The following is a 12610-nucleotide window of genomic DNA, read 5'->3' as shown; positions in this document are numbered from 1 at the left end:
AATTCATCAACCGAGCCAGAAAATCGGATAAACACACCCCGTCCAATAGACAAACCGACTCAAATGCCCCTATCAAAGAAGCTGATTTCCTGTAAAAGAGCTTCTTTAATAGGGAATCTAACATTCCAGGTTCCGTTAGGCTCATGCCAGTTATCATCGATCATAATCACACCTGGAGGCATCCCGTTCGCCAAGGCTGGTTTTGCATAGACCAAATAAAGCGCCCCTTATTAGAAAGAAGCAGTGGACATGCTTGACGGTCCATGGTCTACAATCGGAACATATTGAATATCATTCGTGTTTTATTGACCTTTTCTTATTTCGAAATGAATGTGCTGGCGTATCTCTCCTTCGGATGTTAACCTCTATTTATCTAACGATCTGGCTAAATAGACTAGGAGATTATCGATGCTTACACCTTCATCTTTCGGATTTCATGTAACTGATCCTAAACCTTACATGGTATTGGATTCCATAGGCTGGGAGACTATACGCGGGGAAAGCTACCGCTTCAACGGGAGGTCGACCAATGATTGCTCAAGGAATAATCGTTCAAGGTAATAGTGTCTTAATGGTCAAGCAGTTTGTCCAACGAGGGGATATCGTTTGGAATTTCCCAGGTGGTGGCATTGAAGAGAACGAAACCCCAGAACAGGCTTGTCTCAGAGAAGTAAAAGAAGAAACGTTGAAATTGCATGGATTGACTTAGACGACAATGAGAAATTCGATTCTTTTACTACCCCAATGTTGAATCTATATCGGGAGGAATCAGCATAATTTTCACGATGTCCCCTATACCTGAACGGAACGCCCACATCTCACCAGAAGGCAAGTCATGGGCGTTCCGTCTGGGAGCCTCATCGCGTATTATAAGGGCTTATTTATGTCGCTACAGCTGCTGCCATAACTCACGAGCCACTTTTGCAAATAACAAGGACTGTTTCCATCTATCACTGATTTCTTGGTGCCGACCGTCAAATTCATTCATCGTGATGGCATAGGAAGGTGGCCCCAATTCACATACAAATGGAAAAATGGCATCTCGGCTTGCCGATTTCATCCAGTTCCGCATGCCACTATGCCACCAGCGCTTGTAATGCTCGAATATGGGATGTTGGCCTGCATCTCCTATATCCACTTGGATTTGTTCCCCGTTAGAGACCCGGGCATGAATGCATGACGTTCGGGTTAGCAGCTTCTGCAAGAGACGCTCTGCCTCATCCGTTATCGTATGCATTTCACCAGCAACAACATAATGAGAGAAATCGATAGTCAACTGCAAATCCTCTACATGTTCAACGTAAGCTACCGTCCTTAACAAATCCTGCGTAAATGTACCTCGGTGCGTTTCGATGAAGATTGGAATCCCAGTCTCCCAAGACAATTTGGTTATCCCCCGAATGAGCTGCTCTGCAGGTCCGTCGATAAGAAAAGGAGTTAAAACTTGAGCATTCACGAATTGAACATCCCCGTACGTTTGTACCCTTTCGAGAAACTGTGCCATATCTGAGATGCTCGTCGGATACGCATTAACACTGAACGATAAATGATATTGCTTCAGCAATTCCCTCCACTGTGCGGCTTCCTCTGGGGCTGGAAGAAAGCCATTAATGCCATCAAATCCGGCTTTGCTAATTTGTTCGAACCGCTCTTCCAAACTCCATTCCCGGCCTTCCGTACCTAAGCCAGTCATTGTCCACCACGAAATCTGAACCTCCAAACGAGAATCTTTAACAACCGAATATCCTTCGGATTGAAATTTCTGCTGCTGCTCCTGAGGGATCCTTCGCCATGATTGATTGATCTCGAAAACCTCCATTGTCGCCTGATTATCATTTGGATCTTCATCCTCCTTAAAGTATAGAGGCGCATGAAGAAGGTTTGAAGGATCAATCATGCTAAAAACTCTCATAATCCTGCTGCATACTAAAAAAGGCGTCCAGCAGAGGATCTCCGACGACACCTGGATTTTATAGATTAGTAGACCCTATGCTCCCTACTAAGAAAGTAGCATATTCTAGAATTTAATTACATTGATAGATAAGTATTATTTATGTAATAATTGGCAGGTAGGCATTCAATACTATTGGGGAGTGTTTAAAGTGAAGAAGAAGGTCATTGGTTTAACAATAGCTGGATTAGTCGCTCTATCTGGCGTGGTAAGTGCAGCGAGTTTGTGGGGTACATACAAAGGTAATGATATTATTCGATTAACTGTCGGGGGTAAGCAAACGAAAGTGACAGACGTTCCAGCTATTAGTTATAATGGCAGAACGATGGTGCCTTTGTATCTATTATCACAAGCTGGAATTACAGCAACTTGGGATGGTAAAAATAAAACTGTAGATATTGCACCCTCTAAATCACTAGATGAAGCTGCTATACGTGAAATTCCTGTAAGTTGGTTGCAATTGTATACAAGCGCTTCAGATATCTATGTTAAATGGGATGAGTTTGGGTCTGATCTTCAATATTTACATCGTACAGTATCTAGTGCGATGGATTATGCTGTTTCAGGAACCGGAGAAAACACCCTTTTATCCGGTGCAAAAGGCGACCTAGTAACCGATCAAAATCTCTATAACACATTGGTTTCTGATTCAAAAGATGTTAATGTAGATCTCGATTCAAATGACCTCACTTCTGATTTTGATCAATTAGCAAGCCAATACAAGCTTGCCTTAGATCATTACAAAAATGCTTTAGCTGCTATTGATAGATATAGCAAAAGTAAAAACGATGCTGATTACAAATTACAGTCATCAGAGATCGCATTAGCTTGGGATATAATAGATAAACAAAGAAAAGTAGCATGGGCTGGGTATGAAGAATACAAAGAGTTAATCTTTAGCTTTAAATGAGACCCTTCGGGGTCTTTTTCTGAATGAAGCTCATCCCCGATTACTTGGGATGAGCTTCATTCAATATTTAAGCCGAGATAGACCTCTTCTAGAAGCTCTCGTACGAATCACTTTAACCTCTATATTTTTTCAAGAATTGTACCGCTTTCGTAATATCCACTTCGGGATTTGTTCCCACCTCACGCTCAATGGTTAAATATCCCTTATAGCCAATATCAACCAATGCCTGCAAGTATGCGTCCCAATCTACGCTGCCTTCACCGAGGGGAACCTCACGAAAGGAATCGCCTGACTCAGCAGCCTCCGCCATTGTCTCATGATCGAGGGGCTTGTAGCCAAGTGAACCATATACCTGACGCGGATCAACTTCACGAAGTCGTACCCCATCCTTAGCATGTGTATGAACGATGTAGTCACGTAGTGCATGCACACCTTGGGCAGGGTCGTCACCCGTAACCATGACCATGTTGGCGGGATCGAAATTAACAGAAACGCCTTTTGAGCTGAGTCCATCGAGGAAGCCTTTTAAGGTAATAGCAGTCTCTGGTCCTGTTTCAATGGCGAAATAGGCATTCATGCTTTTGGCATAAGTACTCAGCTCATCGCAAGCTGTATGCATAGCTTCATAAATCTCACCGTTCTTATCCTCAGGCACTACACCGATATGCGTTGTGACTACATTTACACCAAGCTCTACGGCTAAATCTAAAATTTGCTTCGACTTCGCGATTTTCTCTACATTAGCTCGCTTATCCTGAAAGCCGTGACCACCTAAATCGCCGACTAATGCGGAAATCTCTAACCCAAGAGATGCAATATATGATTTCCATTCTTTGCGAGCTGCTTGAGAAAGATTATCCGGTCCAAATGCACCTGAACCCGCATAAATCTGTACCCCATCGGCACCCACTTCTTTTGCCTTTACTAAGCCTTCTCGCACACCCACTCGAAAGCTGTCCACAATCACGCCAATCTTATTAGGAACAATTATCATAAACTATGCCTCCTTTTGAATGGAAGTATCAATATTCTCATGCCCGTGACAAGCTTAATGCGCTAATGCCGAATTTTTATAAATAAACCTCTTTACCCATAGCAGCAGACTCATAAATACCACAGAGGATTTTCATCATTTCCACTCCATCTTCAACTGGACTTAAAGGCTGTCGTCCCGTTTGGACACAGCTTACAAAATGGTTGATTTCATTCTGAAAGGCAGAATCGCCGTGAAAGCCTTGATGATCGACTTGAGGCACTATACTTACAATCGTGTTATGGTTTTCCGTTGTTATGCTAATCGAAGGATCAATGACATAGCCGCCTTTATCCCCATACAATTTCACGGATCCTTCATCCTCTTTGATGTGTAGGGAGAAGCTAACATCAACAAACAAGGAAGCACCATTCTCAAAACGAATCAATGCGTTTGCCAGATCTTCAACCGTATTTAAGTTGGGGTCCCAATCTGCTGCCTTATAGTAAGAAAGATTCTGAATATGTGCACGATTACCAAGCTTGCGGTAGGTGTTGCCGCTTACCGATTTCACCTTAGGTCTGCCCATCATATACCAACAAAGGTCAATCATGTGTACACCTATATCAATCAGAGGTCCGCCACCTGAGCGTTCAACATCCGCAAACCATCCGCCTGGATTGCCTAATCGACGTATCGAGGAAGCCTTGGCATAATAGATCTCACCAAAATCACCCTTTTCACTAAAGGAACGCAGCATTTGCACATTAGCATCATACCGACGGACAAAACCGACCTGCAGCAATTTGCCGCTTCGCTTCACTGCATCTTGCATAAGCAATGCTTGCTCAACTGTTTTGCAAAGAGGCTTTTCCACAAGCACATGCTTTCCAGCGTCGAGCGCAGCTATGCTGATTTCAGCGTGAGATAGATTCCATGTACAAACACTAACTGCATCAATTTCCTTATCCGCCAGCAGCTCTTGATAACTGACATATATCTTAGAAGCTCCGTATTGCGCACCTTTGCGTTTAGCGCGTTCCTCGTTTAGATCACATACCGCATAAATTTCAACATCCGGATGATTTTGATACGATTTTAAATGTTCATCTGATATCGACCCTGCTCCAATAACCGCAACCTTTAGCTTCTTCATTCGTTCTCTCTCCTTCGATCTAGCCTTTAACCCCTGTCCACGCTACCCCACGCTCGATAAGCTTCTGGCAGCTGGCGAAAACGATAAGCAACGGAATCGTTGCGATCATCAATGTCGACATCACGATCTGGGGACCCATTGCCTGATTATTCGTAAAATCGTTTAGTGCAACTGTAAGCGTCCAAACCTCTTCTTTGCGCGCCACGACAAGCGGCCACAAAAACTCATTCCATGTACCCATGAACGACATCACGCTAACGGTGGTGAAAATCGGCAATGACAATGGAATAATCATCGTAAAATAAATGCGATATTCCGAAGATCCATCAATACGGGCAGCCTGCAGCAGTTCCCCCGGCAGCTGATCGAAAAATCCTTTGAATAAAAAGATAATAATTCCCCATGCGGAATGCGGTAAAATAATGCCCCAAAGCGTATCCACCAGCCCTAGCTTGACAATCGTCAAATACAACGGCACCAAAACAGCAATTTCGGGAATCATGATGGTGGCAACAAAAAACATTGTTAAAACGATTCCCCACTTCTTACTAACAAGTCTGGAAAGAGCATAAGAGGCCATGCCGCCGATCATAATATGGAGCAAAATCGTAGCGGTTGTAACGAATAAGCTGTTGCCGATATAAGTAAGCAAACCGACTCCAGAGTCGCCTCCCCTTGTCTTCCAAATCACTCTGTAATTGTCGAATAATCGCGCCCAGTTGTCCGTTTGCTTGATCGCCTGGAGCGAACCTTTCATAAATGTGGACTCCTTTAGGAATCCAGCAATTTGAGTCATTTGATTTCCCGTCGATAGTTCGGATACAGAACCTTCCCGTACGATCTGTTCTTCCGCCTTATCCAAGGAAACACCACCTGCATACTCGGTGTATTTGGTATATCGGCTATCGCGTATGGTCTGAAGCTTCAACTTCATCATCTCATCGGTAAATACCTGAGCAGGTACAACCTTTGGCTTCCCGGCTGTAAACAGATAAGAAGGCGTTGTCGCCTCGAATATTTTCTTTCCATCCTTCGTACCGATAATGTGCATTTCGCCGATCGCTTCATTTTGAAACTTTCTCCATGTAAACCAAGTCGCTTTGGCAGCTTCTAGCTCATAAAACGACTTATCATCGCCTGCAGTATTACCGCTGTAGTCGATCATAATGGAAACGGTTTGTGGAATAGAAGGAATCCATTTCGGGGGAAGTGAATAGATGGACTTCCCATCTTTAAGAGACGAACTGAGCATCCAAGCTAGCGGAATCAAACTTACAGCTATAAATACGATCGTAATGATATAAGCTGTTACCTTTAAGCTGACCGCGCCTTTTTCTCGAATTCGGTTGGATTTCATGCTGCTGCTTCTCCTTTCCTCCTCTATTCGGTCTGGTCTTTCGATAACCGAAGCTGAACTAACGTGATCACCGCAATGAGCAGAAACATAATTAACGAAATTGCACCCGCCAAACCAAATCGATACGATTTGAACGCATATTCATAAACGAGCATCGTAAGCACACGCGTGCTGTTCACCGGTCCGCCACCCGTCATAATGTACATCGGTTCGAATGTAAGGAACACCCCTGCTAAGAACGCTATGAACTGAATGCCGATAATAAATCGAAGCCCTGGGAAAATAATTTTGAGGATTCGCTGCCATGGATTCGCTCCATCAATTTTGGCTGCCTCAATAACTTCTTCGGGTATGCTCCGCATGGCAGAATAGTAGATGAGCACGTTGATCCCGCCTCCCAGCATGCTCGGGATTACAATTGCTAATTTGGCAATTGACGGATCACTTAACCAGTTATATGGACCAAGACCGATCCAGTTCAGCCACTCATTGAGCAGTCCATAATCGGGGTTGTACATCCACTTCCAAAGCACGAAACCCGCCACACTCGGAACGGCCGCAGGAAGCAAATAAAGAAACCGGAACACTGCATTGCTTCGATGAATTTCATTCAGGAAAAGGGCTTGAACGATCGGAACCCAAAACGTTAATCCGACAAAAAGCGCACCGAAAATAAGGGTATTTCCAAACGCGGTCCAGAAGTCCGATGATTGATACAATAATAAATAGTTGCCGAGCCCAACAAAACGACCGGGCGGATCCATCAGATTGTAATCAAAAAAGCTCATGTACACCGCTTGCAACAGCGGAATGTATTTAAATATCAGAAACGAAACAACAGCAGGCGTTAAAAAAAGAATAGCTATCCAGCGAATTTTTCGGCGACGAGGTGTCGGCCGCAGCGGTACGTTTGATTGTATCGGTATGTCCAGATAGATGACCTCCGTTATTAAAATTCCTCAGGAACTGCTTTAAACAGCATGGGTTGCCTGCCCGTCGCAAATCCTGAGGAACCTATTCGACTACTACTCTTTATTTTTTAATTTCCTTGTTGTATGGATCGACGACTTCCCTTTGTGCCAATACCTCAGCCGCCTTCAATTCAGTTAGCGGATCGGCTTTCTCATCAATCAATACTTTTTGTATCGCCTTCACGACATAGCTGCCAAGGCGTTCTTTCAAGAAGTATTCAAGCTGCACGTTTTCCGCTGTTTTGACAACGCTGGTCACTAGATCAGCCGGGACATTTTTCGAAAATTGTGATGCATCCACATCTTTGCGGACGGAAAGCAAATTCGGCAATACTCCATTGTCAGATTGGAATTTCAACATTTTTTCTGTCGACTCTTTAGAATTTCTGAACGCTACATAAGTAAAAGCCGCATCCTGTCTTTCCTTAGGCACAGTAGGATTAATAATCCAGTATGATCCGCCGGTTTGCGAAGGAGCTTTACCTGAAGGACCAACTGGGAACGGTGAAAAACCGACCTCGTTTAAGTCCATTCCCCCTTGTACCGCACCCATAAACCAGTCAGATGCAGACAAAATCATTCCAACGCGTCCAAGGAAGAAGTCTTTCTGGTTATCCCCGATATCTTGAACGATATTTTTCTGTACGGCTTTATATTTCCACTTCAAATCTTTATAAAATTGCAGCGCGGTTACAGTCGGTTGTTTACTAAAGTCCAATGTTACCGTACCGTCTGCATTTTTAGTTGTCAGGTCTCCACCCGCTTGCCATACATAATATTCGAACCACCAATCGGCCCAGTCCATGCCAAGTAATGCATAGCCGTATTGGTTTTTGCCTGGATCCGTCAATTTTTTTGCGTAATCGACGAATTCATCCCAGTTTGCAGGTGCTTTATCAGGGTCCAATCCCGCTGCTTTAAACAATTTCTTGTTGTACATGAGCCCCATCGTATACATATTGTTCGGAATGCCGTATACTTTGCCGTCAATCGTACCTGCTGCCATTGCCGTAGGAAGATACTGATCCTTATCGGCGTAAGACTGCCATTGCGATGTCAGATCTAGGGCAAAGCCCTGTTTGACCCAGTCGCCGATGATTGGGAAATAGGCTGCGGCGTATGCATCCGGTCCGTTCCCACCAGCCATCGAAGTAACGAACACTTCTCGGTCGTTCGTCCCTGTCGGCTGAACCTCGTGTTTCACTTTAATATTGGGATATTTCGCGTCGAATTCAGCGAAGATTTCATCATAAACCGGCTTTAATATATCGTCCGGCTTCGTTTTATCCCAAACTGTTATTTCTACTGGTTCATTGTTGGCCACGTTCTCTTCCGTCGTACTTCCTGCCGCATTGTTTGTTTTCTGCGGGGTTCCCGACTCGCCTTCCGTACTGCTTTTTGGATCATTCCCCTTACCGCATGCTGCCGTAATGACCAGCATTGCAATGACCATCAAGATGCTGAGCCATTTTCCACTAGTTCTCAATCTTTTGTGCATCCCCTTTTCCTCCTTCGTATTTGTTTACATGTTGATCATAAAGGGTTCTGTCCGGAGAAAGAATACGTTATCTTAACAACCGACTTTCGTTTTATTAACATGATCCGATTGTTTCCTCGCGGTATTTTTTGGGAGATACACCGTACATTTTTCGAAATACGCTGCTAAAATAAGCCTGGCTGTCATAACCGACAATGCCGGCAATTTGCGCCAGTCTTAAATCGGCGTTGGACATCAGACGGATCGCATGATTCAATCGTACTTTCGTAATGTAATTATTGAAATTTTCACCACATCGGAGTTTAAATAGCTTGCAGAAATAGTTAGGATGAATGAAATAATGGTCCGCGACCCACGATAGTGTAATATTTTCATAATAATGATGATCGATGTAATGTTTCACTTCATTAATCACATCATCGTTCGTAGCCGCCTTTGCATCAGGTATGGATAACATGACGGTACGTGCCGTTTGAAAGAGCGCATCCACACCAGTTCGCCATGATCGACAGGACAACAGCATGGTCAGAAAATGTTGTTTTTCGTTCAGAATGATTTCACTCGGATCGATATATTCACTTAAACATTTCCTGAGCAATGCGTACAATTGCAGGGAGAGCTGTTCAAATTCTAAATATCCCGCATGCGGCAAATTGCATAAGTATTGATACTGCTGCTCAAGCCATTGATAGATTTGCTCTTCGTCTTTGCTTTGCAGAAAAGCGGAGATCAATCTTTCCTGATCCGCGGTAATGATTGCCGTTACGCCGATTCGCTCTTTAGGATCTGAGAAATGAAGGGCCGCGTATTCGTATACTTTCCCGGTCCCATGCAAAACTTCACCTCGTACCGCCATCCAGGCTTGTTCGTATGCATATTTCAAACCTGTACCGGAGGCGTTTGGCTTGCTGATGCCAACCGCAGCTTCCATTTGCAAATACTGGCGTAAACTGTCAAGCGCATCATTAGCTAAACGCTGATAGCTCGTCCATTTCACACTTGCCCCGATTGGCACAATTGCTATTATCTCGTCAGAATGATAGGCATGTCTGAATACAATGCTGCTATTGCCAGACTGAGTGAGCAATTGCTCTACAATATTTTTAACGCCGAACCATATCAATTGTTCATCCTCTGCTTGGAAGCCTTTATGCGGAAATGAAAACGGTCGGATGCGGAAAACAAATACTGCACAGCCCGATGCTTGCAATCGATCGATTTGCACTAGATCTTCGTGATGATGCAGTTCATGCGCCTCTTCCTGGATTCGCCACGTTAACATTCGCTCTTTCTCCGACGTCTTGTTCGCTTCGTAGTGCCTGAGCAGCAAGCTGCGATAATCCTGCTCACCATCTTTGGCCAGGAAATGCTCTTTCATTTTCTCCAATACTTGCTGTAATTCATTTGCATTTACTGGCTTCAACAAATAATGAACCACACCGAATTGCATGGCTTTACGCGCATATTGAAAGTCGTCATATCCGCTAATGACAACGAATTGGATATTAGGATCGATTTGCTTTGTCCTTTCGATCAAAGTTAAACCGTCGATCACGGGCATGCGAATATCGGTCAACACGATGTTCGGTCTTCCCGTTTGGATTTGTTCCAATGCATCCTCTCCGTCCACCGCGTCCCCGATGAACTCCAACTGCATGGCTTGCCAATTGATTTTGGAGAAAATCCCTTTTCTCATCAATGGTTCGTCGTCAACGATGAGCACTTTCAACATCTTCTTCACCTCTCTGCAATTTTATCGGCACAATGAAAGAGACGGAGGTTCCGACTCCGGGCTCACTATGTATCGTTAATCCGGATTTTTCATTGCAGAACAGTCTTAATCTCTGATTTACATTATTCAAGCCGATGGATACGCGATCTCTGTTCATCTGCTGCTTCTGTTCGTTTTTGTACTCATTTCGCATCATATCCTTGATCGTTTGCAAATGCTCCCTCTCGATTCCAGCCCCATTGTCACTGATTTGAATAAACACCCATTCTCTGTCCAACGATTTGGCCATAATGGTAATCATTCCTCCTCGTCGTAATTGTTCTATACCGTGTTTGAATGTGTTTTCGATAATGGGTTGTAAAATAAGCTTAGGAAGTTTGATTTGCTCCAAGTCCGGTTCAATATCAAATGTATACGTGAAACGATCTTCATAACGGATTTGCTGGATTGACAAATAAAGCCGTACCTGATGAACCTCTTCCCGCAGAGTGGCGTATTGTCCACCGCTAATATTGTAGCGGAACATCCCCCCGAGCGACTGACTAATAAAACTGATTTGTTCATTACCATCGATCGCAGCGATCGCATCGATCGTACCGAGCGCATTGTACAAAAAATGGGGGTTAATTTGGGCCTGCAAAGCAATCCATTCGGCATCCTTTTTGAGCAGCTCGGCTTCATAATTTTTCTCTACCAAACTGTCGATTTCCCTTATCATCCGATTGAAGCTGACACCGAGAAAACCGATTTCATCATAGGATTGGATCGGTACTGAAACGTTGAAATTACCCATTTCCACCTGTTTCATATGCTGGCGGAGTTTATGAATCGGCTTTGTCATTTTGTTTGAAATAAAATAGGCTGCTAACATGGCAACAAATAAGCTTATCAAACCGATCGTAACTGCATAATTGCGTACTTGTTTCACTTCCGCCAATATCGTGTTGAGCGGTATTTTACCAACAAGCATCATCTCGTGGTTACTAAATTTTCGGTATACCGTCACGTATTGCTGGCCATTAATGGTAGTTTTACTGTATCCCTTCATTCCTTGAAAAACAGTTTGCAAGAACATAGGGTCCTTCAGAATATTTTGTCCGATCCTTCGTTCGTCTTCGCTTACGATGATATTTCTCTTGCCGTCTACGATGTTGAAATTATGCATACCTGTCGGATTCATATCAGAGAGCGCCTTTTTCAACACCTTCCCACGCAAATCAACACGCATCACACCGACCAGCTTCTGGCTGTAAGTATTCAATTTTTTAAGCGGCTGAATGTAACTAAGCGTGTATTCCGGCTCAAGTAAGTCTTCCGGTACCGATCGTGCCACACGCCACTGCGGGGTACTATCGTCCTGACTCGCCAGATGAAATACGGCCGCCTTTTCCTGTTCAATCAAACTCTCATAATCAACGTTATTTCGTATTCCGCTATAATCAATGGCATTTCTCTCTCCACTATTCAATTGATTGCCGAGCTTATCATAAATCGCGATTATAGAAATTTGAGCATTTCTTAGCCTCGTCATATGGATCTTAGATTGATAGAGCGTCCTTTTCGTAGTGTCCTCCGACATCCTTTCGAGAAATTGCTGCAGCACGGAATCTGTAAAAAATCCCCAGACCTCGTTCTGGATGTTGCCCATTTGCAATTCGAGCCGCTCTACCGTCTGATCTGCCAGCTTTTCTACATTGGTCAGTGTATTTCTCTCCACACTCTCAGACATCTGGTGGTAATAGATCATACCTGTAATAAATATGGCCAAATAGGCAACTCCAAAGAAGGAGAGGATCAGCTTAGCCTTAAAACTATTCTGGATCCATCTCCACGGGTTCACAATGGATCGCCATTTATTGAACAACAGAATCTCTCCTTTTACGACAAATATTCTCTACTATTCTAGTTCTTTTTCCCCTGGTAAATGAAGGTTTCACCTACCTTGTCATAATTTGTTTCTGTTGTCCAGCTATTTTCAAACTGCGTTACTGTGTTAGCCGCAGCTTTCCTCTTTTTATGCTTTTCGGCATGAATACGTTAAAACCCGGACGGTTTACCAATC

General features: G+C 43.8%; 11 protein-coding genes. 2 read left to right on the top strand and 9 right to left on the bottom strand.

The genetic code is table 11. The annotated features are described in order from the left end of the window. Nucleotides 1-59: 59 nt before the first annotated feature. Complete coding sequence (locus EKN16_RS32540; RefSeq protein WP_164522603.1) at nt 60-215, bottom strand: hypothetical protein; 156 nt, start codon at nt 213-215, stop codon at nt 60-62. 314 nt (nt 216-529) lie between these two features. Here EKN16_RS32540 and EKN16_RS29365 point away from each other — a divergent pair, with 314 nt between their 5' ends. Continuing rightward, nucleotides 530-709: an NUDIX hydrolase gene (locus EKN16_RS29365; RefSeq protein ID WP_232016074.1), complete on the top strand. Its 180-nt coding sequence runs from the start codon at nt 530-532 to the stop codon at nt 707-709. 180 nt (nt 710-889) lie between these two features. Here the strand turns inward: EKN16_RS29365 and EKN16_RS29360 are convergent, their stop codons facing one another. Next, nucleotides 890-1897, bottom strand: a complete 1008-nt coding sequence (locus EKN16_RS29360; protein WP_232016073.1) for a sugar phosphate isomerase/epimerase family protein — start codon at nt 1895-1897, stop codon at nt 890-892. A gap of 205 nt (nt 1898-2102) precedes the next feature. Between EKN16_RS29360 and EKN16_RS29355 the strand changes: the two genes are divergently transcribed. Beyond that, nucleotides 2103-2861 (top strand): stalk domain-containing protein, encoded by a 759-nt coding sequence (locus EKN16_RS29355; protein ID WP_164523043.1) that lies wholly within the window; start codon nt 2103-2105, stop codon nt 2859-2861. Between the two features lie 112 nt (nt 2862-2973). Here the strand turns inward: EKN16_RS29355 and EKN16_RS29350 are convergent, their stop codons facing one another. The 7 genes from EKN16_RS29350 to EKN16_RS29320 all read right to left on the bottom strand — a co-directional run bounded on the left by EKN16_RS29350 (nt 2974) and on the right by EKN16_RS29320 (nt 12412). Further along, nucleotides 2974-3855, bottom strand: coding sequence for a sugar phosphate isomerase/epimerase family protein (locus tag EKN16_RS29350; RefSeq protein WP_125664867.1), 882 nt, complete (start codon nt 3853-3855; stop codon nt 2974-2976). 76 nt (nt 3856-3931) lie between these two features. Beyond that, a complete protein-coding gene (locus EKN16_RS29345) occupies nt 3932-4990 on the bottom strand; it encodes a Gfo/Idh/MocA family protein (protein WP_125664865.1) in 1059 nt (352 codons plus the stop codon). A gap of 19 nt (nt 4991-5009) precedes the next feature. Next, nucleotides 5010-6347, bottom strand: a complete 1338-nt coding sequence (locus EKN16_RS29340) for a carbohydrate ABC transporter permease (protein WP_125664863.1) — start codon at nt 6345-6347, stop codon at nt 5010-5012. A 23-nt stretch (nt 6348-6370) separates the two neighbouring features. Then, nucleotides 6371-7135, bottom strand: a complete 765-nt coding sequence (locus EKN16_RS29335) for a carbohydrate ABC transporter permease (protein WP_232016072.1) — start codon at nt 7133-7135, stop codon at nt 6371-6373. A 244-nt stretch (nt 7136-7379) separates the two neighbouring features. Next, nucleotides 7380-8816 carry an extracellular solute-binding protein gene (locus tag EKN16_RS29330; RefSeq protein WP_125664859.1) on the bottom strand — a complete coding sequence of 479 codons (1437 nt, stop codon included), beginning with the start codon at nt 8814-8816 and terminating at the stop codon, nt 7380-7382. Nucleotides 8817-8910: 94 nt separating this feature from the next. After that, nucleotides 8911-10548 (bottom strand): response regulator, encoded by a 1638-nt coding sequence (locus tag EKN16_RS29325; RefSeq protein WP_125664857.1) that lies wholly within the window; start codon nt 10546-10548, stop codon nt 8911-8913. Then, nucleotides 10526-12412, bottom strand: a complete 1887-nt coding sequence (locus tag EKN16_RS29320) for a sensor histidine kinase (RefSeq protein WP_125664855.1) — start codon at nt 12410-12412, stop codon at nt 10526-10528. Before EKN16_RS29320 ends, EKN16_RS29325 begins: the two co-directional genes overlap by 23 nt. Nucleotides 12413-12610 lie beyond the last annotated feature (198 nt).

Source organism: Paenibacillus baekrokdamisoli (assembly GCF_003945345.1).
GTDB lineage: Bacteria > Bacillota > Bacilli > Paenibacillales > Paenibacillaceae > Paenibacillus_Z > Paenibacillus_Z baekrokdamisoli.
The sequence above is the reverse complement of the archived record's forward strand: the minus strand, read 5'-3'. Positions and strand labels throughout refer to the sequence as shown.

Bases quoted from the DNA above. Each gene is read 5' to 3' on its own strand.
- EKN16_RS29365 (WP_232016074.1), top strand. From the start codon at position 530: ATGATTGCTCAAGGAATAATCGTTCAAGGTAATAGTGTCTTAATGGTC.
- EKN16_RS29360 (WP_232016073.1), bottom strand. From the start codon at position 1,897: ATGATTGATCCTTCAAACCTTCTTCATGCGCCTCTATACTTTAAGGAG.
- EKN16_RS29350 (WP_125664867.1), bottom strand. From the start codon at position 3,855: ATGATAATTGTTCCTAATAAGATTGGCGTGATTGTGGACAGCTTTCGA.
- EKN16_RS29345 (WP_125664865.1), bottom strand. From the start codon at position 4,990: ATGAAGAAGCTAAAGGTTGCGGTTATTGGAGCAGGGTCGATATCAGAT.
- EKN16_RS29340 (WP_125664863.1), bottom strand. From the start codon at position 6,347: ATGAAATCCAACCGAATTCGAGAAAAAGGCGCGGTCAGCTTAAAGGTA.
- EKN16_RS29335 (WP_232016072.1), bottom strand. From the start codon at position 7,135: ATGAGCTTTTTTGATTACAATCTGATGGATCCGCCCGGTCGTTTTGTT.
- EKN16_RS29330 (WP_125664859.1), bottom strand. From the start codon at position 8,816: ATGCACAAAAGATTGAGAACTAGTGGAAAATGGCTCAGCATCTTGATG.
- EKN16_RS29325 (WP_125664857.1), bottom strand. From the start codon at position 10,548: ATGTTGAAAGTGCTCATCGTTGACGACGAACCATTGATGAGAAAAGGG.